Source organism: Paenibacillus algorifonticola (assembly GCF_000971975.1).
Taxonomy (GTDB): domain Bacteria; phylum Bacillota; class Bacilli; order Paenibacillales; family Paenibacillaceae; genus Pristimantibacillus; species Pristimantibacillus algorifonticola.
On the sequence record NZ_LAQO01000008.1, the window covers coordinates 141,976 to 167,948 of the forward strand.

Consider the following 25,973-nt stretch of genomic DNA (forward strand, 5'->3'; position numbering starts at 1 on the left):
GCTACCACAGTGCTATTTTCTGTTCAAAAGCGCGCTCGACCAACCAGACTGGCACCATGAGCTGCATGGAGTCGCCAATATAAGCGCCTATTGGGTCAGCAATGGGCTCTCCGTTCAAAAACGCCTCATTTCCCCAGCTGCGAACGACCAAAGTCGTATCATCCCGGGTGAAGATTGCCTCGCTCTTCTGCTCGTTCCACTCAAGAGAGGCTCCGATCCGCTCGGCAATTTCCTGTGCGGGTATCCTCGTTGCATTGTAGGCTTCCACATCCGCTGCGGAAGCGACAGCATTTAAGGCATCACCCGGAATCTCAAATACAGCGAAGCCGTCTGTCTCCGGAAGCGGAAAACGGAAAACAAGGCTCCCCAGCACAAGTGATGCGGATTCCCGTAGAGCCGACACAGATTGATACATATGATCAAAATCGTTTGCTTCCATCGCCCTTTCCAGAGTAACTGCTAAATCAAAGGGCAACCTGGTAGTGCCGAAATGCGGCACTTCCCCACGAATTGACGCAAAATCATACTCACTCACCTTACAGCAGGAAAAATCGATACTCGCGTGGCGGGCGTAATCAGGCTGTACGGGACGCAGTAGTGTCTCCGCTTCTTCCATCGCCTGTATTTTCCATAAAGTGGTCGCATAATCGTCCGTTAATCCGAGCTCCCGTTCCTCACTATGATAGATATAAAACTGGAGCGACGGATCAGATTTTGGATGTACTTTCGCTACTAGCGGTTCTATGTTATCCCATAAATAACGAACGTACACAATCTTCATGTCTTCGGCATAGGTCTCCGCCAAATAATGCTCTGCCCGCTGCTCGAATCGAAACTTTTGGTAAAAACCGTAATTAAACTCTGTGAACATCAGAATAGGTATGAGTATCGCAGCAACGATTCCCAGCACCACGATTTTTCCGGCATATGGTTTCATGGAAACGCTCCTTTTGCTTTGCTTATTCGAAAGTCGTTACTAGGAAGTACAATAACTAGACGTTTGTATTCCATTCTTTGTTGCCATTGACAGGTGTGATCTTAGGCAACCTATGAATAGATTCAAGAAGGACAGTCAATAATTCAAACTAACCACTATAAAGAAAAAGCGAGATATAGATTGAAACTTTAAAAAAAACAAAGAAAATCATTTCAATACACCCCAACTTCGATTACAATATTAACTGTCTTCATATTATTGAACTGGGGTGTTTGATGTGGATCAATACAAGTTTAGTCCTGCACATAATAATATGATTGTTGATGCTATTGTTGAAGGTTATCGTGACTATGTTGATCATCGTAAAGACAGAAAATCAAAAATGAAAATCAGCTCTGCTTTTTCTTGGACTAAGGGTAATTTTATTGAGAGCAAACTCGCTGAAGAGTGCATAGCTCATGGATTCACATACAAGAAATCAAAGGCTGGATTAACATGGGATTACCTCCAATTCATTAATGGAGATTCCAAAATTCTTTTTCTTATTAAGAATGCCGCTTATTTCAATGAAGATTGCTTTTCACAAGCTACACTTCCAGATGAGAGCGAAAGTAAGGGGTCTCTTCGCACCTATCTTCACGAACTCTCAAAAATAAATAAAGATTTACCATTTTCCTCCTCAGAAAAATCGCCAAAAAGAGCGAAACAAACAGAGCGGGTCGAACAACTTTCCTTATTTATTTTAGAAAGTAAAGTCAAAGCTGACCTTGATAATTTCAAATCTTCTTACAACGAGTTCCACATACTCACCTATTCTATTGATGAAGCGTATCAAATTTCTGAGGTTTTGCACTATCTTCCTAATCCAAATGATAACATCGCATACCTTGTCGAGGATCTTTCCGATTTTATCTCAGGAGCTACACTATCTGATGAGGACCGAGAAGTAGTAGCACCTGAAATAAATGATGACCGTATGGACCCAGCAGCATTTGATATTGGTATATATGAAGATAAAAAACAAGATATATAAAACAGTATGATGTTAAATAAACTAGGAGGCAGCAGGCATGTTTATTGGTAAGAACCTAACCAATTTACGAATCATGCACGGATATTCGCGAAAAGAGCTCTCCGAAAAGTTAGGCGTAACAGAACAAGCAGTCTGGCAATACGAGAATGCTTATACATCTCCTAAAATGCAAATCGTAAATGAGTTAAAACGGATTTTTCAAGTGAAAAGTAAATATTTCTATACAGAAGACATGCTTGAAAAGAATACCACTTCAGACAATATCGACTTAACGAATATTGCCTATCGCTCAAAAGTGCTAAATGTCATCTCAAAAACGCAAGCAGAGGCTAAGCATGTTGAATTTTTGAATGTATTTGTCAACTATCTTACAACTAAAATTAGTTATCCTACCCTTAAAATGATTAAATTACGTGATGAAGTTATAGAGTATTTAAATCATACAGAGGACAATAGATCTGCTCAAATCAACCATGTTGCTCTTTTAGCACGACAAAGACTTGAGCTATCAAAAACGAATAATGATGATCTTATGTTCTTGATTGAAAAAAGCGGTGTTTTCGTGTTTGAAAAGGCTATTGGTGAAGAAATTGATGCCTATAGCCTTTGGACTCTTGATGATAGGCCATATATTATTTTAGGCAATATGAAGCGTTCAGCCGTTCGTAGGAACTTTGATATCGCTCATGAATTAGGTCATTTATTACTTCATTATCGTATGGAGTTTACGAACTTAGAACGAAAAGAACACAAACTTATTGAGAATGAAGCAAATATGTTTGCTGGGGCTTTGCTATTGCCTGAAGACGAATTCACCACCGATATGCAGGATGTGTCCCATCTTACCAATCCAGATGATTATTTAGATTTAAAAAAGAAATGGAAAACTTCGTTGCAGGTGTTGGGGTATAGAGCAGCTAATCTTGGAATCATTCAGTCAAAGGATCATCGTAACTTCTATGCGGCCATGCATCGGAAAGGTTATTTGGAGTTTGAACCCCTTGATAACGTAATTCCAATTCAGAAACCAATGAAAATTAAAACCATCATTGATTTCGTTTCAAAAAAAGGAGTTATCGACATTGGTCAAATGATTGAGAAGGATTGGAAAGCCGAAATTCCCTTCTTCCATCATCTCACAGGAATTGATTCAAGTTTTTTCAATAAATATATGACTCGAAGCCTAGACTTTGAACTCCGTGATATTTCTGAAATATCTAAGCATACTTCTTAAGTAAAATTGATAATTGAAGAAGCAACTTAGTAACATTTGCTTGTTATTCTTAGCCATCTTGCCATTCTACCGTCATGGCTTACACAATCATTAATAAGGGAAACTGCAGTTACATTACCAGTTTCCCCTATACCTCAAGATAAAAATCTATGTGAAGGCTGCAAGGGTAGGCTCAAACCTAATTCGGCTATGTTCATAAACGCATTCGATTGCAATGTCGAGAACCCGTTTCTCGGTTAGCATCAAATTCTCCAAGCTGATGGCCAGCTTTCGAGAGAGGATATAGCTTTGTAGCGGCACGCCAAAAGCGCACTTGAAGAGTCGACGCAAATGAACAACGGAGAACGGGAGACAAGAACTTCTTTTTTTTGCACTATCGTAATCCGTTACTTTAAGTACAATATTTCACAAACTATAACTATTTTAATTCAAACTTGTACATAAGAATGTCGTCAATGTAGCAGGAACAAAATTCCAACTGGATAATTGACATATCAATTCTTCGACTCACGCTCCCTAAGTGAATATTAAATCTCTCCCCAATATAACTCTGTTTCATATATATAAGGTACTTTACCGTTTTTCTCATATCGATTAAATAGCTTTTTTAATTCGTCCATCATACGTCCGTAGTTAGGATGTTCAGGCATAGGAGTATAGGAGGAAGACATTACTCTTCCACTTAGACCCTCAAAATCAAATAATTGTTGTAATTTAAAAACGGACTTCTCCATGGTATTTTCTTTAAAAAATAATTGCAGTTCATCTTCCGAAATGTTTTTGTGATTCACTTCGGAGTAATCAATACCATAGTTAAGCAATAAATGTTCTATCCCTTCTAAAAAAGGGGTTCCTTTTGTTTGACGTGTATTCCAAACTAAAATAACCTTACCACGGTCTTTTAGAATTCGTTTAAATTCCATTTTTGTAACAGTACGATCGAACCAGTGGAACGCTTGTGCACAAACTATAAAGTCTACGGAATTGTCACGTAAACATGTTGATTCTGCTGAACCTGCCACAGCACGAAAGTTGGATTCATGTCCAAGTATTTGTACACAAGCTTTTCGCATTTCCTGATTCGGTTCTACTGCAATAACATTAGTACCTCTTTCAACTAGTAATTTAGATAATTTTCCTGTTCCTGCCCCAATATCAGCCACGGTCGAATTCTCATCAAGTTTGACAATATCATATAAATAATCTATTGCGTCACTCGGATATGTTGGACGATATTTCATATAATCTTTAACTCTATTTGAAAATGATTGCTTTATGTCCATCACCATACTCCTCCATCCACTTATAAGACGACAAAAGTTTACCTGTTGTTTCATATTCCTTCTTTCGATGGATGCTCCTACGGTCATATCTTTTGTTACCGAAAATGAACATCTGGATACCCAGCCCCAAACTTCAATTGCCAAAGAAGTAAATATAATTAACTAGAGCAAAACAAAAAGGCCGGAGGTTCACCTCCGGCCGCAAGGAAAAGCTTATCTGCTTGAATGAATAGCGATGTTACTTGATTACAACGTACTCCAGGTTCACCAGCTTAGCATAAGTCACGATTTGGTCTGTCGTCAGGTTCAAGGAAACGACAGTATGATGGCCGCCGCCATTCTCAATCCAAGCTTTTACGCCATCCTGGAAGTTCGGCTTCACCGTCCACAGCACACGAGCTACAGGGAGCTTAGGAGCTGGAACCGTTGGCTCGAATGCGGAAACCTCGTTGATCAACAGTTTGTAATGGGTACCAAAATCAGCCATGGAGACGACGACACCTTCGCCAGCTTTGCCGTCGAATATGAGACGCGCTGGATCTTCGCGATCGCCAATACCCAATGGGGAAACGATGATTGTTGGTTTGTTGCTGGCCAAAGTCGGGTCTACCTCAAGCATATGAGATTGCAGGATGGCTTCTTGCCCAGCTGCCATCTCGTATGTGTAATCCTCCATAAAGCCTGTATTTTGGTTGTGGCTCATCACTTTCAGCAAGCGATCAAGCGCGGCCGTCTTCCAGTCGCCCTCACCGGCAAAGCCGTAGCCTTGTGCCATCAGTCGTTGGACAGCCAGACCCGGAAGCTGCTTCATGCCATGCAAATCCTCGAAGTTCGTAGTGAAGGCATTGTAGCCCTTCTCTTCAAAGAAACGTTTCATGGCGATTTCATAGCTCGCTTGTACTCTTACGCTAGCTTCCCAAGACTCTTTGCTGCTCGTGCCATAATCAAATGTATATAGCTCCGCATACAGCCCCATCAGATCGTCGATTTCTTGCTCCGTAACGGCATTCACGTATTGTACGAGGTCGCCGATGCCGTAATAATCCACCGTCCATCCGAATTGAATTTGGGCTTCAACTTTATCTCCATCCGTAACGCCGACGTTGCGCATATTGTCGCCAAAACGAGCAACCTTGATGTTAAAGCTTTCGTTATAGGCAACCGCTACGTCCATCCAGTCGGCAATTTGCTGATGCACTTCTGGACGTTCCCAGTAGCCTACGACGATTTTATTTTGCTTCTTCAGACGGGCATTGATGAAGCCATATTCACGGTCACCATGAGCGGCCTGATTCAGGTTCATGAAGTCCATATCGATCGTGGCCCAAGGAATGCTTTCATTGAATTGCGTTGCCAGGTGAAGCAACGGCTTTTGCAGCAATTTCGTTCCGCGAATCCACATTTTTGCAGGCGAGAACGTATGCATCCATGTAATAACGCCCGCTACTTCGTCGCGATAATTAACTTCTTTCATAATGCTTGTGATTTTATCTGCGCTGACAGCCAGGTCTTGCAATACGAGCGGGTAAGGCAGCACACCGCTTGCATTCAAGGCATCCGTCATCGTCTGAGCATGTGCTTTCACTTCAGCCAATGCTTCTTCCCCATACAGGTTTTGAGAACCTACGACAAACCAAAACTGTTTAGCTAATGTTACTGACATTCCAATCATCCTCTTTTCTAAATTTAATAGTGGATAAAATGATTACTTCTGCCCGTAATATGCGTCTTTCCCATGTTTACGCAAATAGTGTTTGTCCAAAATGCCTTGCGGCAGCTCTTTGGCGAAATGATTCAATTGCCGCGCATACAAATTCATTTTGCAAACTTCCTCCAGCACAACGCTGTTCACGACCGCCGATTTCGCATCCTTGCCCCAAGTAAACGGTGCGTGACCATGGAGCAGGACGGCCGGAATGGCCATGACATCCAGCCCGCGCTGCTCAAACGTTTCGATGATGACACGCCCCGTTTCAGCCTCGTAACCCCGGTCAATCTCCCCTTGGTTCAGGAAACGAGCACAAGGCACGGCTCCATAAAAGGTGTCCGCATGCGTCGTTCCCATTACTGGTACATCAAGTCCTGCTTGTGCCCAGATCGTTGCCCAAGTGGAGTGGGTGTGCACGATGCCGCCGATCTCTGAGTAATGTTTATACAATACGGCATGAGTCGCGGTATCGGAGGAAGGTCTTAGCTCTCCCTCCACCACATTGCCATCGAGATCCACAACGACCATATCGCTCGCCTTCATCTTGTCATAACTGACTCCGCTTGGTTTGATGACGAACAGGCCGCTTTCCCGATCCATTGCGCTTACATTGCCCCATGTGAATTTTACGAGTCCATGCTTCGGCAATTCCAGATTCGCCTGATATACCTCTTCTTTCAGCTGTTCTAACATCGTTAGTCCCTCCCGTTCTCTAGCAGATGGTCTACAGCAGCCTGCTCAATGGCCAGTCCGTTCCGGTAGCGCTCCATAAATGCTTCAAAACCTTTCACATCGGATGCGTCCGGAGCCATTTCCTGCCCCTCGACATCTTTAAAGACCTTCTGTTCGAGGAAGTCGTCCAGGCTCTCCTGCTGATCCTTGTTGATCAAATAAGAAGCCAGAAGCGCCATCCCCCACGCCCCGCCTTCGCCGGCTGTGGACATGACCGAAATCGGAACGTTCATCGCCGCGGCTACCATTTTTTGTCCGACGACAGGGGTTTTAAATAGACCGCCGTGAGCCAAAATGCTGTCAATGGCGACATGCTCATTTTCGGTCAAAATGTCCATGCCAAGCTTGAGTGCTCCGAAAGCAGTGAACAGATGGGTGCGCATGAAATTAGCCAGAGTGAAGTTGCTCTCAGGCGAGCGAACGAATAGCGGACGTCCTTTTTCAATTCCCGTAATATTTTCGCCTGAGTAATAACCGTAGCTCAGCAAACCGCCGCCATCCGGGTCGGCCTCCAAAGCCTTATTAAACATCACGCTGAACAATTTTCCGTTATCCGCTTCGTAGCCCATGGCCACAGAGAATTCACGGAACAAGCCCATCCATGCATTGATATCGCTGGAGCAGTTGTTGGCATGCACCATGCCGACCGGACTTCCGTCTGGCGTCGTGACCATATCGATTTCCGGATAGACCTTGGATAATTCCTTCTCCAATACAATCATCGCAAAAACGGAGGTTCCTACGGAGATGTTCCCCGTACGCTTTCTCACGCTATTCGTGGCAACCATGCCTGTCCCGGCATCACCTTCCGGAGGACAAAGCGAAATGCCTGGCTGCAGATCCTGCGAGGGGTCCAAAATACGGGCTCCCGCCTCGGTTAATTCACCAGCTTGCTCGCCTGAGAGGTGGACTTTAGGAAGAAGATCCTCCAGTTTCCACGGATAGCCGCCCGCTGAAATCAGTTCATCGAATTGCTTGACCATCAAGGGATGGTAATTATGAGTCGATTCGTCAATCGGGAAAATACCAGAGGCATCCCCGATACCAATCGCTTTATTTCCAGTTAGCAGCCAGTGAATGTAACCGGCCAAAGTCGTCACAAAATCAATACGAGGCACATGTTCCTCTTTGTTTAATATCGCTTGATACAAATGGGCAATACTCCAGCGCTCAGGGATATTGAATTGGAATTTGTCCGTCAGCTCCCTTGCTGCCTCACCGGTTGTTGCATTGCGCCAAGTTCGAAACGGTACGAGCAGCTCTCCCGTGCTGTCGAACGCCATATAGCCGTGCATCATTGCGGAAAATCCGATCGAACCCACAGTCTTGAGGGTGACTTCGTAATTGCGTTCCACTTCTTGCTTCATTTCGCGATAGGCCGTTTGGAGGCCTGTGATGATATCCTCTTGGCTGTATGTCCAATATCCGTTTTTTAATTGATTTTCCCATTCATAGCTTCCTGACGCGATGGTCTCAAAACGATGATCGATCAATACCGCTTTGATCCGCGTAGATCCAAATTCGATACCCAGCGAAGTTTCTCCCTTAGCTATCGCTTCTTTCAACTCTACATGATTCATAATCACGTATGTCCCCTCTCTGTTCGCGGTTTTTAAACCTGAAGGATGGAATTAAAGTGAGTGTGATACCTCAATAACAGGTCTATGTTGATTCGTATAATAGCTGCTTCAGATTAAACGGTTCACTCCATAAAAAGAAGCGCAACGATTTAATCAAAAGAAGACGCTTTCCATTACTGACAGCCTTAGTATATTTTTTGTACGTACATTTGTCAACACCAACTAATAGTTATACTTACAACGGCGCCATCTCCTCTTAATCCTTGGAGTTAATGTCCTCTTATTAGACATTTTCCCATGTGAAAAATCCCAGTACAAGCATGGAATTACACCATTTATTTCGTAAAAAATGGCGCTGCATGTTCATTCGCTGCAAATCATGTTAGAATGTGTACGTACAACTTTCTGAACAACGATGAAAGAAGTGGATTACGTGAAGCCAAAATATCAAATCATCATTGATGATATAAAAAGCAATATCCTGTCGGGAACGTACAAAGCAGGTGAGCAAATTTCTACAGAGTCTGCTTTGCAGAGCAGCTACAATGTTAGCCGCCAGACGGTTCGGAAGGCCATTTTGGAGCTGTCCAACGAAGGGTTCCTAAGAAGCGAAAAGGGATCTGGGACATATGTAAGCAGCCAATACCGCTCCAGATCGGGCGGAAATGCCGCAAAAAAAACGATTGGCGTCATCACGACCTATATCTCGGATTACATCTTCCCCTCTATAATCCGTGGTATAGAAGGCCGATTAAATGAAGATAACTATTCGTTACTGTTAGCCAGTACAAATAATGATATTATGCAGGAAAAGAAGGCGCTCGAAATGATGCTGTCCTATGGTGTGGACGGTCTTATTATTGAACCGACCAAAAGCAATTTATACAACCCCAATATTGCTTACTACCTCTCTTTCAAGGAGCAGGAGGTTCCGTTCACCATGATTAATGCCTACTATGAAGAACTGGAGGTCCCTTTCTTCTGTCTGGATGACGTGCAGTCCAGCTATCTCGCAACCCGGGAACTGATTGCTAAAGGACATTCCCAGATTGGCATTATCGCGAAAATGGATGATTTACAAGGGAAATATCGCATGAAGGGATATATCAAGGCGCTTGGGGAAGCCAAATTACGTCTTCACCCCGAGCAAGTGCTTTCCTTCGATACGGCGACGAAGCCGGACCTTTCCACCAACTTGGAGGAGTTCCTAAACGACAATAGGGATGTTCTGACTGCGCTTGTTTGTTACAATGACGAGGTAGGGCTGGAAGTCGTAAATGTCTGTAGAAGACTGGGGATATCCATTCCAGATGAGCTATCCATCATTGGCCAAGACAATTCGTATATCGCCAAAAATGCAAATATCAAACTAACGACTCTGACGCACCCCCAAGAACAAATGGGACGTGACGCAGCGGACTGGGTCATTAAGAATTTACAAGGTAAAAAAGACTTGCCCACTACCACCTACTACCAACCGGTGTTAATTGAAGGTGAAACCGTAAAAGAGATCGAAGTGGAGTAAGGCTTCGCGTTGTTCATTTTTAGACATCCGTTAATACTGCTCAAAGATGATGCTGATGTCTAAATCTAGAACGGCCCACACACGTTCCATCCTCGAAAATCGACAAGTTCATCTAGCCGGGTGCGGTCGTTCTTCTTTGCGGGCGTTTTTGCGTGAGCGGGAAATTGTCCATGCCCTGCGCTTCAAGGAAGCGGTCGAAATCATTAAGGAGGATCGGGATCAGAAGAAAGGCATCGACAAAAAGGAGTAAAGCATCCACCTTCTATTGGGCGCTTTACTCCTTTTAAATCTGTATTTTATGGAACGGAATCTTTTTTCGGCCACATGAACGATCACGTAATTAGCCGGGGCTACGTGGAGATTACATATGTTCGTATATTTAATGATCAAATCTTACTTGAACAGGTTTACCTGTCAGACTATTTTCGAACATATCTATAATGATCAAGAAATGTTCGGCTTCCCGGAAAACATGATCCGCCAATAACGGATGAATAATGCTTTTGATTTTACATGCTTCAATTAAGTCACGAGCTGTTTTCTTAAAGTCACGAAGAGACTTAACGGAAACCCTGTTCTGGTCAAGGAATTGATCAAGGAGAGGTACGGTTTGTGATTGAGGACGCATGGATTCCAAATCCTTCGCCTGAAATAATAATTGATCAAATTCTTGGCTGAAATGATTCGCTTGCTCTACAAGTTTACGTTCAGAAGGATCAAGCAAATGACTGATAAATTTTGCATGATCAGCCATAATTCTAAGGAAGAACACGTTCTCATCAATTATAGCATCAGGCAACGGCTCCAAAGTCCCCTTGTTTAATTCACTTAAACGATTTCTGAAATAATTGGCTTCCCTACTTACATGATCAACTAATAAGGGGAAATTATTAGCGCCAGGAAGTTGACACCTCAAAATTAACCCAAGCACTTTTCTCTTAAAAGCCCAAATATACGAAACAGCATTATGGACTTCTTCATTAAACTTTTTTATGACGTGAGGGTCTGTTCCCATTGTAAACGCATTTGCACGGTTTTCGATTGCCTCAAAAATCGCATAAAATTGGTTCGCCTCATTAATCAACTGTGTGTCCTCACACCTGAATCCTAATTTTAGAAATAAAGAATGTTCTTTCATAATCCGTGACCAAAACCTTACTTCCTCTAAAGAACGGGCTACAAACGCATCCGACAATAGCAACTCCTCCTTAGGCAATACTCCCACTCCATATCGTATGTGCGAGTGCTCGGTCTTATGAGAAGCAGTCATTCCACACCAGCATGCGCATGCGGAGTTGTGGCTTTGCGGCGGAAACGTTACTTGCTTAAGAGCTTAGCTTGCCGCTTCGTGCTCTGATAGACGCTTCAGTAATTCCTGCAGCGCCGGCATCTGATGACCGCGACGCTGCCCTTCGGCAAGGGAGTTGCGCATAGATTCAACGTCCTGAGCACGAACCTTGCCGCCATGATGGAAGCGGTTGAATGCCTGATAATCTAGCGGCAGCATGTCCCGTTCCATTTTAATGTGTACTTTTGCCGTCATGCGCGGCCCCATAACCAAAGCCATGAATTTACCCAACAAACCATGCTGCGGGAGTGCCGCTATTTCGCCTTGTGCACGGATGGCAAGCCGCCAAAGCTCCTTGTTCGACGCAACCGTTGAAAAATCAGACCAGCCCGCAATGTCACACGCTGCATATACAGGAAAGCCAATACTGGAGTAAATGTTAAACATGGCTGGGCTTACTTGACCACAGCGCGAAACCTTACTGCGGTTGTAAATCTCGATGAATTGCTTTGCTGCCTCTTTATTGTTGGTCTCGACTTGGAAACCGACCTTGTTCGCAGGATGCTTGTAACAGACAATGGCCTTTGCTACCTTCGTCGGATCTGTTGGTGCATGTACAGGCAAGCCCGCGCTTCCCTGGTGGCTTAGCATGCCGAGAATCCCTCTTAGCAAGCGATCCTCCGAAATCTGCATAACCTTGATATAGTGCTCGCGAAGGCCAATCCCGAAACCGTTCATAATGACAGTAGCTTTAGAAGCGCGTACCATGTCGCCGAGCTTGCTCAGCATAGCCATGCCTTCTTTCGTTCGGCTGGCATTTCCGTCAAGTGTAATGAAGATAAACTGAAATGGTTTATCCGCCAGTTCAGCGACATTCTCAATGACGCCAAATCCGGTAAAATTTTTCAGTGCAGCATCGTCATAGCAATAAAGCTGTTGAGGAGCTTGGAATGCCGCTTTCCGTCCTTCTCGCACAAGAAAGGTAATGTTGGCGCCGGACAAACTGAGATGGTAGCCGACAGAAAATCCTACTGCACCCGCTCCTACAATTAGGATATTAGGTTTATTTGTACTAGTTGTCATGTTTATTCACTCTCCAAATAATAGAACGACCGTTTAGATCATTTCCATAAAATAAACACATGTTGATTTAATATCACAGTGATAGTATAATCTCAAAATATTCACAATCACAATAATCAATATGCGAGTTAATGTCATCAATTCAACAAATCCACTAACGTTTGTTCGAATAGATGCGGAAAGGAACGGATCCTATGGTCGGAGTAAAGAACAATAGAAGAGCCAAATATACGACAGAGCTTATTAAGAGCTGTTTCCTTGCTCTATTGGAAACGAAGAAATTGCCTCAAATAACGGTCACTGAAATATGCAAACAAGCCGACATCAACCGTGGTACCTTCTATCTGCACTACAAAGATCCTTATGAATTATTTGAAGTGATGCAGAAGGAAATTAATCAAGAAATATGGGAGACGCTGCAAAAGGATCAAAGTCCGTGCGCGGAAGATGGCTCCTTAATCAAGCTATTGAACATCATCCAAGAGAAGAAAACGATTTATCGAATCATGATCTCAGATAGAGGAGAAAGCAACTTTTTATCCGAAGTGCTGTTTGAGGTTCATAGAGATTATCTAAAAAGAAGAGGAGATGATCAGGACAAAAAGGACTCGTCCACAATGGACTATTCTTTTACTTTCATGGTTCACGGCTCAATGGGGGTCATTAATCAATGGCTGGAATCGAATGGGGAGGAAAGCCCGCAAGCTATTGCGCGTATCATTTCTTCTTTCAAGCCAGAATGACTGTAAAGAGCTTCAATTGTCGAAATTTCAGTTTATCCGGTTATTCAAGGCTCATACGGGGATTTCGCCCTATCAATACTTTTTTAAAGGCGTATATGGAACAACAGCATTTGAATATATCTCGCAAATAAATGGATGAGGAAAATAAAATATTACTCGTTCATCTTCCGTTCACATTGTCGTCATCGCGAGGACATCTTCGTCGTATAAGCTTACATTAGCAGCCGTTAAGGCAGTCCACTATCAAGATAACGACAGGAGAAGATACGATTATGAAAAAATGGCTTAGGGTTTTACTTAAAATATTAGCAGCAATTGTTATCGCAATAGTCGTTTTTATAGCTATTGTGTTTATAGTGAATAAGGTCAGCAGCAAATCTGAGCAAGGAAAAATACAAACCTATGGTCAGCTAGTACCCGTAGACGGGAAAAATATGAATGTGTTCATTCAAGGGGAAGGCGAAGAAACCATCGTGCTACTTCCAGGGTTTGGAACAGCAGCACCAGCACTCGATTTTAAGCCGCTAATAGATGAGCTTTCACACTCTTACAAAGTAGTCGCGATTGAACCTTTTGGTTATGGATTAAGTGATGGAACCGATAAGGAAAGAACGACAGAAAATATAGTAAGTGAAATCCATGAAGCGCTGCAAAGCCTAAAAATTGACCGCTATATTCTAATGGGCCACTCCATTGCTGGCATTTACGGAATCGATTATGCAAACAAATATACAAGCGAAGTGAGTGCATTTGTCGGCATCGATAGCAGTGTTCCAACACAACCCGGCATGGATGCTGAACTCCCTGTAACAACGTTTAAGCTTCTCAAAGAGTCAGGTTTTCTTCGATTGGTCGTGAAAGTAAGTGGCGATCCCTATGATGGACTGCCATATGATGAGGCAACAAAAGAACAGCTGACCATGCTTTCTCTCAAGAACAGCAATAGTCCCACAACCTTAAATGAAATGAAAAATATTTCTTCTAACTTTAAAGCAGCTGAACATTTAACCTTCCCAAAAGAGCTGCCTATTATTTTCTTTATCCAAGCGAATAATGAAGAAATTGCAACCTGGATACCGCTGCATGAAGAGCAAGTCAAGGATTCTATACATGGAAAAGTGATGACCTTTGAAGGTGGACATTATTTGCACCATACCAAATCCAAAGAAATTGCCCAAAACTTTAAGGCGTTTATGGAAGAAGTAAAATAAGGGCTCGTCCAAGCGGCTGTCTCTAAGGTCATGACTGGCCTTATGGGACAGCCTTTTTTTGCGTACATACCTAAGCTTTATCGTAGACACTAAACATGAACGCATGCTAAAATCATCATGTGATGAATTAATGTTTTAAGGAAGTGGGTCAACAAAGTGAAAGAAGCCAAGCGCCGTCCAGGGCGTCCATCCAAGCAGGATCAATTCCAGAAAGAGCTTTTATTGTCTCATGCACTGATTGAATTTGCAAAACACGGTTATGAAGGTGCAAGTCTGAGGAAAATTGCAAACCTATCGAATGTGGATGTGGCCCTGCTATCCTACCATTTCGGCTCAAAGCTTGGATTGTGGACTTCGGTAGTCGATCATCTAACTGAACGTATTACGCTTCAAACCGTACCATTTAAAAATAATTATATGCATATGAAGCTAGAGACTGCTTGCATTGCTCTTGTAGATAACATTGTAAATTTTTGCTTTGAGTTTCCCTTTCACATGATGTTTGTGACGAATGAGTTGTCCCACCAGAGTGAGCGATCCATATATCTCATGGATAAAATGCTCCTGCCGACATTCCGGCATCTAATGCCGTTTATTAAGGATTGTATGGAGGCTGGCGTTATCAAAAAACAGGAGCCTACTCTCTATTATTTAATGCTTGTGAACTCCGTTTCACTTCTTGGAACGATTCCTAATTTAGTAAACGAGTTCAAAGAAGATTTTACGGTGAACAACGATCTTAAAAGCGAGATGAAGGAATCCGTGTTGGCCAATTTTTTTCAAATAGCTGCTGTATAAAATGAAGATCATGAAGAGAGAGCGTTTTGCATGAAAAATGTTTTCTCTTCTTATGACTTTAATTCATCGATTGTTGAATTAATTGCATTCAAATTAGACGGGAGAGGTGTTAAACAAATGAAAAGAAACAAGCATGAACATGAGGAAGAGCATGTCGATGAATCGTGGCTGCTGCCCTACTCTGACTTAATGACTTTATTAGTCGCTTTATTTATCGTGCTTTATGCGATGAGCAGCGCAGATGCTGCAAAGTTCGAACAGATGTCGCAAGCTTTTAGAATCGCGTTCGCTGGCGGTTCTGGTGTTCTCGAAGGGCAGCCTGCGTTGGAGAACCCTGTAATCTCAAAATCTGATCAGGGAAACGTGCAGGAAACGCCAGAGACCACGCATACACAAGAAATAACCGAGTTGGAAAATATACAATCACAGGTTAATCAGTACATTTCCGATCATCAGCTCACCACAAAACTGGAAACACAAATGACGGATGAAGGACTGCTCATTACGATAAAGGATGATGTTTTATTTGCTTCAGGCAGTGCCAAGGTTCAAAGCTCCAATATCGGCATCGTCAAAGATATATCACAGCTTCTGGTCATGGACCCTATACATAACGTAATCATTAGCGGGCATACAGATAATGTGCCGATTGGCACTACTGAATTTGATTCAAATTGGCATCTTAGCGCCATGCGAGCACTCAATTTTCTTAATTTACTACTGCAAAACAAGGAGCTCGATCCCCAATACTTCAGCTCCAAAGGGTTTGGCGAATTTAAGCCAATTGACAGTAATGCAACGGAGGCAGGCAAACAACGCAACAGACGTGTTGAAATCTTAGTGCAGTCTAATGCGCTCCCGAATCAATAATTACAGCTAACTCGATTGAATCGCAAAGAACCGGCGCTCGCCGGTTCTCCCCTATGTTTTATTTTATCGAAAAATGTCCACGCTCCACTGCCTTGCTGATCCATTCTGTCATCCCTGTCATCCGAAAACTTGGATCAACTGTGGGATTTATGTGATCAGGCTGCGGCAGAGATGCTGTATTTGCTTCAATCCATCGATAGAGTCCCGCCAAGCCTGAAGCTGTCTCCTTCCCTAACAAAGGTCGAATTGCCGTTTCAAAGCTGTCTAACGGTAAAGAATAGAAGCTTATTGCTTCTCCCAATGCTGCACTGAAGTGTTCAGCCAATTGCATGCCAGTCAAGGCTTCTGGACCTGTCGCTTGCAACGTACTTCCAGCCAAGTGAGAATGAGTCAGGGCGTAGACATGATATTTTGCTGCATCATCCGCACTGATCCAGGCAATTGGTTTGTCAGCAGGCACAGGATACGCGAGCATATGATTATTTAATAAACCTGGTATTAGAAAATTTTCCATGTAAACGATAGGTTGCACAATAATAAAGGGTACCCCGCTTTGTTTGACATAGTTAATCAACTCTCGTTTAATCTCGATAGCCGCCGCATCTGTTTCATGCTCTGGGACATAAACGCTTGTGTTAACAACCAGCAGTTTAATGTTTGCTCTCCGAGCTGCGTCTACCGCATTCGAAATATATTTCCTCACCTTTGCCAGCTCAAAATCAACTGGAATATTTAAAAAAACGTTGTCGATTCCCTCATGTGCTTGATCTAATAGTTCCGCTTTGGAGAAGTCCCCAATAACAGCCTCTATTCCCTGATTATTTAAAACAACAGCCTGTTCTTCTGAACGTGTAACGGTTCGTACATACAAACCCTTTTCAACCAGCAAGCGTGCAACTGCTCCTCCTTGAACCCCTGATGCCCCATAAACCAAATAACGCTCAACCTGCTCCATTGTCATCTCCCTTTCCAAACTAATCATCAGCAGTAGCTGATTGATCGATGTAAGTGCTATCCTTATATTAAGAAAAGAGGATACAAGATGTAAGTACGCACATTATAGATATAAGGTATCCTATGGGATACTTATAAGGAGAATCCTATGGACGAACATTGCGAAAAACCATGCCCAGTAGAAGCTGTAGTCAACCTCATTGGAGGAAAATGGAAGATTCTGATTTTGTATCAGTTAACTACACATGAAGTAAAAAGATTCAATGAATTACAGCGCATGCTTTCCCAAATTACCCATCGAACATTGACCCGCCAGCTGCGTGAGCTTGAGGAAAATGGCCTAGTTGAACGAACCGTTTATGCAGAAGTTCCGCCAAAAGTGGAATATGCGTTGACTCCCATTGGAAAAAGTCTTATTCCCGTCCTGCTTCAAATAAAAGCTTGGGGCGACGGCTATTTACAGAAGGATCAATAAATTCAATACCTGTCTATAACAAAACCCTCTCCTGACGAAGGAGAGGGTTTTGTTTTTTCTACACGTTATTGGAAATCCACGATTGTATCGATTCTCCTGTTGGCTCCCACTCAAGCATTTTCCTAGCGTGAACGGCGCGAACTCGGCTGTTGGTAGCGAGTGCGTATCGTGCGACTCCTCCCCATTCGCCGACAGCTTCCTCCATCGACCAGCTTGCCGTATGTCCTCCATATCCCAAAGCTTCACTGACGAAATGGGCAAGCTCTTTGTAAGATTGTTCTCCATTTTCCGCAAAGAAGAAGGATCCAGCTGGAGCGTTCTCTACAGCAAGCAAATACAACTCCGCCAAATCTTTAATATGAACGTTAGACCAGCGGTTTACTCCCTCCCCGATATAGACGCCTGCACCCATCTCTTTGGATTTGCGGATGATAAGGGGCAGTTGAACACTTTCTCTTGGAAGGCCAAGCGCAGTTCCATAGATCATGCTAGGTGCGATCACGATGCTCCGTATGCCCTGCTCCACACCTGCTTTTCGCACCTGTTCGTTAATCATGACGCGTTCTTTTTGCGGGTCAATTGGCACAAATGGCGTATCTTCATCATAAATTTGCTGACTTTCGTATTCGCCCTTAGCATCATCGCCAATTACACCGGAACCAGATGTATGCACGAACGCTTTGCCGCTGCCATGTAGTGCCCTTATGAACGTATCGATGGCCAGACGATGACCTGAATCAGCCGTATGGATTACCGCATCGCTCAATTGCGCATATTGAGTCAGCATATCCGTATCTTCCAGAGATCCTATTACAGGCTCCACACCCATTTCTTTGACGGCTGCAGCTTGTTCCGTACTGCGGGTTAAGCCATACACCGAATGACCAGCTTCCAGCAAGCTCTTAGCGACTGAGCCTCCAATATATCCTGTAACACCCGTTAGAAAAATTTTCATGGTTTTATTATTCTCCTTCCCACTTTTCGAAATTACATTAGAGATATAGAAGATTCAATATGTCTTTAATTGCTGCAAAAAAGGACAGATCCTTACGAATAAGGAGGCGCTCCCTTGTATGAAGCGCATAGTCAGTTGCCTGAGTATATTTTATTCAGCAGCTCAATTAAAGACTTTACAAGTCTACAATAACTCTAATGTTTTTAAAAAGCAAGCATTTATTCCGTACAATCGCTCATTGTCCCCGTATTCAACAGGAGGCAACCACGTTCTTGAAATTAAAACGGGTTTATTTTAGCCATGAGAAGGCCTTGGGATAAAATTCAAACCACCTTCTCATACTATGTTTGAAAAGATGGAGGTGAATATTATGCCCAAAAATAGCGCCGATCCCAAATTGGACCGCTCAAATAATCGTGCTGATAAGAAAAACAATCAACAAAATAACGATCATTTAACGGAAGAAGCTCAGACGTTGACAAGCAATAAAGCTGCCGATTATGTCCCAAGTTTGAATGGTATTTCCAAAAATGAAATTTAACTAGCAACACAGCTGCTTGAACGTCGCAGCATGGCGAATTTTTCCCATAATCAGCAAAAAGGAGTGAAGCAACCTTAATGGGGCTGCTTTACTCCTTTTAATTTCCGGGAAAACCGACTAACCTAGCTTTCTTTGAATGACTATTTTTTGATGCTGTCATAAACAGCTTCACAAAGGTCAACCGTAAACTGGCCCGACATGCCTTCCAGTGCAGTATTGGTAAACGCCACGACGCTGAGCCGCTGCTTTGGATCGACGAACCACGAATGACCGTAGGTGCCGCCCATGCGCCATGTGCCCGGTGATTCCGGTGTATTTGCCGCAATAGGATCCTTGAGCACCGTGATGCCTAAGCCGAAGCCGCGCCCTGGCCAATAAGCCATTGGCAAATCCCCAATCTGATTGGTAGTCAGCTCACGAACCAGAGTCTCCGGCAGCAGAGGCGCTCCTCCTTTACGCAAAGTTTCCAGCAGTCGCATAAAGTCCCCGGCGCTGCCGACCATACCGGCTCCTCCCGAAGGGTAGGCCGTACCGTCAAGTGCACGGTCTGGAGCAAGCCGGAAGCCTGCCGTGCCTTCCAAAAAGTCGATTTTGTCAGGATTCAGTATCGGTCTCGGCTCTGGACTATCATTGGTATATGCAATAGCCAGTCTGTCGGGGTCTACTGCAATAAAATCGGTGTCGGTCATGCCAATCGGCTTTGTCACTAGGGAATGCACGGCCTCGCTGAGCGTTGTTTCCGTAACCTTTGCAATGACTGCTCCTAGCACATCAGTCGCGATGGAATATTTCCACTCGGTGCCTGGCGTATAGAGTAGCGGAACAGAGGCAATGCGCTGCAAGTTCTCTTCCAACGTAATACCAGACTGATCCATACCATCCGATACCCCAGCTCGTTGATAGGGGCCATTCTCTTCTTGAAAGAAGCGGTAAGTCAGACCTGCGGTATGCGTCATCAAATGACGAATCGTCAATGCTGCAAACTCTCCGTTCTGCAGTCGTGGCCGGAACTCCGGAAGAAAGCGATCAACACGGTCGTCCAGTTGTAGGCGGCCTTGCCCAACCAGCACTAGGGCAGCCGTTGAAACGATAGGTTTAGAAACGGAAGCAAGGCGGAACAAGGCATCTTCTCGCATGGGCCGATTCTTCTCGCGGTCGGTAAAACCAGCAGCGCGGCTGTAAACCATTTTTCCATCTATCGCCACTTTAGTGACAGCACCGACCAAACGCTTGTCAGCAATCGTTTTATCGATTACCTCATCCATTCGACCGGGTAGACAATCTAGATTAATTTTGCTTGAGTCCATCTTACTCATCAGTCTTCATCCTTTCGAATAGTTAAAGCCTTTTGACTTTACTATTGTGAGTTAATTATATAAAATAAGTTATTTCGTTTATATAAGGCAATTAAGTTAAATCAGCCTTATAACAATTAAAATTAAGATAGTTTGCATGGAAAACCTTAAATTTAAAAGAGCCGATTTCAATGCAATATTAACTCGGTGTCGGCCTCACAGCTAAACGTGAAATTATGCAAAACCCATAATCCCATATGTTTTGCGCAAAAAGACAGCTTTTTAAAACGGATACGATACGTTATGATAAGCTTGCAAAGTTATTAAATATCTTTAAAAAGTATTTCAGCGAGTAAGGGGAGCTTCTTATGCACGAACCATTAAACGCAAGACAGATTGGATTATGGCGCAATGCGATCTATGTGATTTTCACCTTATGCGGATTTGCCACAGCAACCTGGATTTCCCGTACGCCGGCCATTCGCGATACACTGGGCGCTTCGACCGGCCAGATGGGCTGGATCATTTTTGGGCTGTCTATTGGCTCAATCCTCGGCCTGCTTGGTGCAGGGCATTTCATTGCCAGCAAGGGCGGACGCTTCGTCATGATGAACGGGCTGCTTATCGGGGCGGGAGGACTTGCGATTATCGGAGTGGGCAGCTCGTTTTTCACCTATGCCCCCGTTGTGTTCATTGGGTTGGCTATTTTCGGATTTGGCGTTGGCATCTGTGATGTCGCGATGAATGTTGAGGGCACCATGCTGGAGCGCGCAACGAAAAAATCGCTGCTGACCGGCCTTCATGCCGCCTTCAGCCTGGGAACCTTTATTGGCGCCGTTGTGGGCTGGTATGCAACGAAGTCTCATATCTCCGTCATCACGCACCTCAGCATTGTTCTGATTCTGTTAGTTGTGCTCATCGTCTATTTGTCCCGATTCGTACCTAAAGGAACAGGGCAAGAAAGCAAAACAGACGCAGGCGCGCCAACTCTAACGACTAAAGAACGCCTCGCGATCTGGAAAGAGCCGCGTACCCTGATGCTCGGCATTATTATTTTGGGCATGACCTTTGCTGAAGGCTCGGCTAATGACTGGCTTCCTTTAATTATGGTCGATGGTTATGACACTTCCCCAACAACAGGATCGTTTGTTTATGGCATGTTTGTAGCTGCGATGACGATTGTTCGTGCAACTGGCGGCATCCTGCTGGACAAATTCGGCAGAGTAGCTGTGCTGCGGGCGTCGGCTCTATCCGCTATTGTCGGCCTGCTCATTGTGATCTTGGGTCACAATTACATCATCGCGTCTATCGGCGTTGTATTATGGGGCTTTGGCGCTGCCTTCGGCTTCCCTGTCGCTTTGTCGGCCGCTGGCGACAATCCGCATGGAGTAGCTGTAAGGGTCGGAGCTGTAGCAACAGCTGGCTATTTGGCTTTCCTCGTTGGACCGCCTCTTCTAGGCATGATTGGCGATTCAATCGGCCTGCGGATGGCCCTAATCGTCGTGCTGGTCGGCATTGTATTCGCAGGGTTCACGTCTCATGCCGCAAAGCCGATTGGCGAGAATGGCCAGGCAACAACCAAGTAGGCATCACATTTTATAACAGTCAGGATGGTGAAAATAATAAAGCTTCCATTTGTGAATCCTAAACTAATGGGCGAGATGATCCGGCAGCAAATTCGCACCGCGCTCTATTATGAGCACAAATCGACCAAGGTCGAAATTGCTCAAATAACGGGGCTGACCTTTCCTACCGTGAGCAAAGCGATTGAGGAAATGAAAGCAGATGGCGAGGTTCTGCTGTCGGGGCTGCGGGAATCCAGCGGAGGACGAAGACCGCAAATCTATATGCTGAACGAAGCGCATATGTCAGGCTTAGCCGTATATCTGGAAAAGGACTGTACCATCTACACCTTGCTGAACTATGTCGGAGAGGTCATGATGCAAGATAAGCTGCCCGGCGTTTTGGATGAAGGGCCGGAAGCGCTGGAGCGTCAAATGAAGGATTATTTGGAGCGTTACCCGCTCATCCGCGCCCTAACCTTTGGCGTTCCTGCAAGTGTGACGAACGGACAGGTTTTTCATATTCCCAGCTACGAGAAATTTAACGGCTTTGATTTGAAAGCCGCTTATGAGAGCCGCTATCCGCTTCAGGTGCAGATTGAAAATGATATGAATGCAACTGTGCTCGGCTATCACGACCAACTGGACAACAATCAGGAGCTGTCACTGGTCTATCTTTATTTTGGAATGAACGGTCCTGGTGCAGGAATTATGGTCAATGGCGAGCTTGTAAGGGGTCATACGTATTTTGCGGGCGAGATTTTTTATTTGCCCCTGTTTGAGCAGCAAAGCTTTGGCGAGGTCATTCGGGAGCTTGCCATGGGCTCCAAAAAACAGCCTCATGATCCGGAGCTGATGGATGCCATGAGCCGCTTGGTCGCGATTTTTACGGCTACGCTGAATCCGGATATTTTTATTTTTTGCAGCATCAACCTGTCTGAGCAGGAGCTGGAGGAAGTAAAAAGCCGCAGCGCCGTTTATGTGCCGGAAGCTCATCTGCCGAAGCTTATGCTTAGGGATTGGCAGAAGGACTATATTCATGGACTCAATCAAATGACGATCCGGACGATGCTAGGCACCGGGGCAGAATAAACGTGATAGCGGCAATATTATCCTGATACATGTAGATTCGCAGTCGCTTTATGAATAGAATAAAGCCGCATGGCTGTTGCCGTGCGGCTTCGTTCTATTTTCACACCCTATTTTCACACCTATTGTTCTTCAACCTACAGCGCTGCAAGCTCCTCAAGCACCTGGTCAATCGTCTCTTTGGAAATTCGGAACATGCCATTATCGCAGATTTGCTGAAGAGAGAACGGCTTAGCAATGTTTGCCTGTGCGCCGCTGAACAGATTCGGCATATGCCGGCTCACAATGGCAATCGCCCGCTCATCCATCCAAATTTCGTTTATTTTCGTCTTGGCACTGTACTGCGAACGGAACAGGCCTTCACCCTCATAGGCGAACTGGTACGTACCCGAGCCGGCACGGATGATCAAGCCAGCTGTTGTTTCCTCCGCCGATGTGATGCCCGCTTTATTTTCAAGCGAAGTTCCGCCTTCCGTCGTGCCAGACAACGTTGCTCCCCGCAAAATAATATCTGCTGTCGTATTTGCCGGAATGACAACCTGAAGCTCAATACGGCTGCCTTCCACACGCCAACCCGACTCGATCCGTCCGTACACAGAGTCATAGGATGCTTTGGCATAAGTCAGCATGGTCGATCCGAACAACGGCTCGATTCGAATATGCTTGTAGGCAGGCTGCGAAGGGTCCATGTCGAGCCCTGCCACCTTGCGGTACATCCAATCGCCGATGGCGCCATACGAATAATGGTTGAACGAGTTCATATCGTCGCTCCAGAAGGAGCCGTCCGGCTTAATGCTGTCCCAATGCTCCCAAATCGTCGTCGCGCCTTTCGATACCGAATACAGCCAGCCCGGATAGCTCTCTTGGAGAAGAAGGCGAACCGCCGTCGTATGATAGCCACTGTTCGACAGGGCAAAGCATAAATACGGCGTGCCCACAAAGCCAGTCGTGAGGTGGTAGTCATTTTCGACGATCAGATTGTTTAAATCCTCCGCTACCCGATCCTTCACGCTCTCATCCACCAATTCGAACATAAGCGCCAAAATATGCGCGGTTTGCGTTGGAGAAGCGATACGCCCCGTCTTCGTCATAAACTCGTCGCGGAACGCAGAGATGACGTGGCTGTGCAGCTCGCCATAGCGCTGGGCGTCCTCGTCATGGCCGAGCACCTTCGCCGCATCGCGTACAATGCGCGTGGAGTAGGCATAATAGGCTGTTGCAACCAGAGCGGTTGGTGTCGCGCCAATATAGCTGTTCTCCTTCGCATCGAGCGCAAGCCAATCCCCGAAATGAAAGCCGGTATTCCACAAATACTCTTCACTGCCCTGCGCCCGGATGTACTCCACCCACTGCTTCATGCTTTCATACTGCTCGGAGAGCAGCCGCTCATCGCCATAATATTGATAGACCGTCCATGGGCAAATAACCGCAGCATCTCCCCAAGCAGCCGAATTGGCTCCGCCAACGATATCAGGAATAACAAAAGGAACGCCGCCGTCCTCATGCTGCTCCGCCTTCAGGTCGTGCAGCCATTTTGCAAAAAACGGCGCACCTTGGAAGTTGAACAAGGCGGTGCTGATAAACACCTGCGCGTCGCCCGTCCAGCCCAGCCGCTCATCGCGCTGCGGGCAATCCGTAGGCACATCGAGGAAGTTGCCGCGCTGTCCCCAGCGGATATTTTGCTGGAGCTTGTTAATTCGCTCGTCAGAGCATTCGAATTCACCGGACGAAGGCATGTCGGAGTGAATGACCTCGCCTTGGAAAGCATCTACCGGCAGCGGAACGCCCGCTTCCTGTCCTGGGAAGCCCTGTACAAGCACATAACGGAAGCCCATAAAGGTAAAATGAGGCGCATAGCTTTCCATGCCGTCGCCTTTCGCGGTATACGTCAGCGTCTGTTTCGCGGGACGCAGGTTGCCGAAATAAATGTTGCCGTCCTTGTCCAGTACCTCCGCATGACGCAGGACGATTTGCGTTCCTTCTGGCGCTTCAACGGTAAATCTCATGCGGCCGACGATATTTTGGCCCAAGTCCAGCACATGATCGCCTGCCGGTGTAATAAAAGAAGAAATCGGCTTGATAATTTCCGTGACGGTCGTCGGCCAGTTTTCCTGTGCTATCAGCTGGCTGTAGGGCAGATCCAGCACTTGCACAGCCGACCATCCACTAGCTGCCTGCTTCGCATCCCCTTGAGCTTCCGCTCCATTCACTCCATCGGCTTCGCTCCAGCCCTGGATTTCCAAGCGGGCATCATACGTTTCACCGTGATAAATATTCGCATATTGAATTGCGCCAAGCGCCGCTTGCCATGAGCTGTCCGTTGCTATGACCTCTTCCGTGCCATCCGCATAACGGATATGCAGCTCCAGAAGCGCGGCCCGGTTGTCGCCGTACATATAATTTTTGTCATCAAAGCCGAGTCCGCCGCGGTACCAGCCATCGCCCAGCATAAAACCGATGCCGTTTGCGCCTTCTTTAAGCTCCGCCGTTACATCGTATGTCTGGTATTGCACACGGGTGTGGTAGCTGGTCCAGCCCGGAGCGAGCAAATCATCCGACACCTTGTCGCCGTTCAGGTACAGCTCATACACGCCAAGCGCGGTTGCATACACCCGGGCGGACAAGATGCCCACCGGTTTCACATCGAACGTCCGGCGCAGCAAATAGGCTGGGGCAGCATCTGCTGCAATAGCCGCTGTATCCGGTGTAATCCATTTCGCCTGCCAGTCTGCCCCGCCAGCAAGGCCCAGCTCGAAGGAGCCCTCCTCGCTCCAGGGCGACTCTTCTCCTGCCGTATCCCATACTCTAACACGGAAGCGATACGCGGTACGTGCAGCAAGCGCAGGACCATCATAATCGATATGAATCGATTGTTCCTTTTCGACCCGGCCCGTATCCCAGAGGCCGTCCTCAAAGCTGCTCGATGCTTCTGCCACTTGCAGCTGATAAGCGGCTTGGCGGACACCTCTGCGCGCCGCTGCTTTCAGCACCCAGCTAAAGCGCGGCTTTGTGATGTCGGTGCCAAGCAGGGCACCTCTATATTCACAGCTTGCGGAATGAACATTCAACATGTATTT

Annotated in this window: 22 protein-coding genes and 1 pseudogene; 12 read left to right on the top strand and 11 right to left on the bottom strand. The window is 45.4% G+C overall.

Features of this window, described 5'->3' with window-relative positions; genetic code table 11:
- Position 1 precedes the first annotated feature (1 nt).
- On the bottom strand, positions 2–937 hold the full coding sequence (locus tag WH37_RS16800) for a copper amine oxidase N-terminal domain-containing protein (protein WP_046231758.1): 936 nt from the start codon (positions 935–937) through the stop codon (positions 2–4).
- Between the two features lie 277 nt (positions 938–1,214).
- Here WH37_RS16800 and WH37_RS16805 point away from each other — a divergent pair, with 277 nt between their 5' ends.
- Both WH37_RS16805 and WH37_RS16810 read left to right on the top strand, forming a co-directional pair.
- Positions 1,215–1,970, top strand: coding sequence for a spr1630 family ClpXP-sensitive toxin (locus tag WH37_RS16805; RefSeq protein ID WP_046231759.1), 756 nt, complete (start codon positions 1,215–1,217; stop codon positions 1,968–1,970).
- 37 nt (positions 1,971–2,007) lie between these two features.
- The gene (locus tag WH37_RS16810) at positions 2,008–3,204 is read left to right on the top strand and encodes a spr1629 family repressor/antitoxin (RefSeq protein WP_046231760.1); all 1,197 of its coding nucleotides are present in this window, start codon (positions 2,008–2,010) and stop codon (positions 3,202–3,204) included.
- 527 nt (positions 3,205–3,731) lie between these two features.
- Here the strand turns inward: WH37_RS16810 and WH37_RS16815 are convergent.
- From WH37_RS16815 to WH37_RS16830, 4 genes are all read right to left on the bottom strand, one after another.
- A complete protein-coding gene (locus WH37_RS16815; protein ID WP_046231761.1) occupies positions 3,732–4,487 on the bottom strand; it encodes a class I SAM-dependent methyltransferase in 756 nt (251 codons plus the stop codon).
- Positions 4,488–4,725: 238 nt separating this feature from the next.
- On the bottom strand, positions 4,726–6,150 hold the full coding sequence (araA, locus tag WH37_RS16820; RefSeq protein WP_046231762.1) for an L-arabinose isomerase: 1,425 nt from the start codon (positions 6,148–6,150) through the stop codon (positions 4,726–4,728).
- Between the two features lie 42 nt (positions 6,151–6,192).
- Entirely contained in the window at positions 6,193–6,888 is a 696-nt protein-coding gene (locus WH37_RS16825) for an L-ribulose-5-phosphate 4-epimerase (protein ID WP_046231763.1), read from the bottom strand.
- Between the two features lie 2 nt (positions 6,889–6,890).
- Complete coding sequence (locus WH37_RS16830; RefSeq protein WP_046231871.1) at positions 6,891–8,507, bottom strand: xylulokinase; 1,617 nt, start codon at positions 8,505–8,507, stop codon at positions 6,891–6,893.
- 433 nt (positions 8,508–8,940) lie between these two features.
- On the opposite strand from WH37_RS16830, the gene WH37_RS16835 reads away from it, so the two are divergent.
- Together WH37_RS16835 and WH37_RS36040 are read left to right on the top strand one after the other, a co-directional pair.
- The gene (locus WH37_RS16835) at positions 8,941–10,032 is read left to right on the top strand and encodes a GntR family transcriptional regulator (protein ID WP_046231764.1); all 1,092 of its coding nucleotides are present in this window, start codon (positions 8,941–8,943) and stop codon (positions 10,030–10,032) included.
- Between the two features lie 133 nt (positions 10,033–10,165).
- A pseudogene (locus WH37_RS36040) lies at positions 10,166–10,282 on the top strand (hypothetical protein); the annotation flags it as partial.
- 129 nt (positions 10,283–10,411) lie between these two features.
- On the opposite strand, the gene WH37_RS16840 reads toward WH37_RS36040, so the two are convergent.
- Positions 10,412–11,227: a DUF2935 domain-containing protein gene (locus WH37_RS16840; RefSeq protein ID WP_046231765.1), complete on the bottom strand. Its 816-nt coding sequence runs from the start codon at positions 11,225–11,227 to the stop codon at positions 10,412–10,414.
- 138 nt (positions 11,228–11,365) lie between these two features.
- Entirely contained in the window at positions 11,366–12,403 is a 1,038-nt protein-coding gene (locus tag WH37_RS16845) for a ketopantoate reductase family protein (protein ID WP_046231766.1), read from the bottom strand.
- 266 nt (positions 12,404–12,669) lie between these two features.
- Here WH37_RS16845 and WH37_RS16850 point away from each other — a divergent pair, with 266 nt between their 5' ends.
- The 4 genes from WH37_RS16850 (at position 12,670) to motB (ending at position 16,025) form a co-directional block, all read left to right on the top strand.
- A complete protein-coding gene (locus WH37_RS16850; protein WP_177217971.1) occupies positions 12,670–13,146 on the top strand; it encodes a TetR/AcrR family transcriptional regulator in 477 nt (158 codons plus the stop codon).
- 272 nt (positions 13,147–13,418) lie between these two features.
- Positions 13,419–14,357: an alpha/beta hydrolase gene (locus tag WH37_RS16855; protein WP_046231768.1), complete on the top strand. Its 939-nt coding sequence runs from the start codon at positions 13,419–13,421 to the stop codon at positions 14,355–14,357.
- A 156-nt stretch (positions 14,358–14,513) separates the two neighbouring features.
- Complete coding sequence (locus WH37_RS33705) at positions 14,514–15,155, top strand: TetR/AcrR family transcriptional regulator (protein WP_052737030.1); 642 nt, start codon at positions 14,514–14,516, stop codon at positions 15,153–15,155.
- 117 nt (positions 15,156–15,272) lie between these two features.
- On the top strand, positions 15,273–16,025 hold the full coding sequence (motB, locus tag WH37_RS16865) for a flagellar motor protein MotB (protein WP_046231873.1): 753 nt from the start codon (positions 15,273–15,275) through the stop codon (positions 16,023–16,025).
- A gap of 58 nt (positions 16,026–16,083) precedes the next feature.
- On the opposite strand, the gene WH37_RS16870 is transcribed toward motB, so the two are convergent.
- Positions 16,084–16,980, bottom strand: a complete 897-nt coding sequence (locus WH37_RS16870) for an NmrA family NAD(P)-binding protein (protein WP_046231769.1) — start codon at positions 16,978–16,980, stop codon at positions 16,084–16,086.
- A gap of 147 nt (positions 16,981–17,127) precedes the next feature.
- Between WH37_RS16870 and WH37_RS16875 the strand changes: the two genes are divergently transcribed.
- Complete coding sequence (locus tag WH37_RS16875) at positions 17,128–17,454, top strand: winged helix-turn-helix transcriptional regulator (protein ID WP_046231770.1); 327 nt, start codon at positions 17,128–17,130, stop codon at positions 17,452–17,454.
- A 58-nt stretch (positions 17,455–17,512) separates the two neighbouring features.
- Here the strand turns inward: WH37_RS16875 and WH37_RS16880 are convergent, their stop codons facing one another.
- A complete protein-coding gene (locus tag WH37_RS16880; RefSeq protein WP_046231771.1) occupies positions 17,513–18,409 on the bottom strand; it encodes an NAD-dependent epimerase/dehydratase family protein in 897 nt (298 codons plus the stop codon).
- A gap of 370 nt (positions 18,410–18,779) precedes the next feature.
- Here WH37_RS16880 and WH37_RS36045 point away from each other — a divergent pair, with 370 nt between their 5' ends.
- On the top strand, positions 18,780–18,950 hold the full coding sequence (locus WH37_RS36045) for a hypothetical protein (protein WP_197091379.1): 171 nt from the start codon (positions 18,780–18,782) through the stop codon (positions 18,948–18,950).
- A gap of 140 nt (positions 18,951–19,090) precedes the next feature.
- Here the strand turns inward: WH37_RS36045 and WH37_RS16895 are convergent, their stop codons facing one another.
- On the bottom strand, positions 19,091–20,266 hold the full coding sequence (locus tag WH37_RS16895) for a serine hydrolase domain-containing protein (protein WP_046231774.1): 1,176 nt from the start codon (positions 20,264–20,266) through the stop codon (positions 19,091–19,093).
- A gap of 347 nt (positions 20,267–20,613) precedes the next feature.
- Here WH37_RS16895 and WH37_RS16900 point away from each other — a divergent pair, with 347 nt between their 5' ends.
- The gene (locus WH37_RS16900; RefSeq protein ID WP_046231775.1) at positions 20,614–21,831 is read left to right on the top strand and encodes an MFS transporter; all 1,218 of its coding nucleotides are present in this window, start codon (positions 20,614–20,616) and stop codon (positions 21,829–21,831) included.
- Between the two features lie 51 nt (positions 21,832–21,882).
- Positions 21,883–22,899: an ROK family protein gene (locus WH37_RS16905; RefSeq protein ID WP_197091380.1), complete on the top strand. Its 1,017-nt coding sequence runs from the start codon at positions 21,883–21,885 to the stop codon at positions 22,897–22,899.
- Between the two features lie 134 nt (positions 22,900–23,033).
- Here the strand turns inward: WH37_RS16905 and WH37_RS16910 are convergent, their stop codons facing one another.
- Complete coding sequence (locus tag WH37_RS16910; RefSeq protein WP_046231777.1) at positions 23,034–25,967, bottom strand: glycoside hydrolase family 78 protein; 2,934 nt, start codon at positions 25,965–25,967, stop codon at positions 23,034–23,036.
- Positions 25,968–25,973 lie beyond the last annotated feature (6 nt).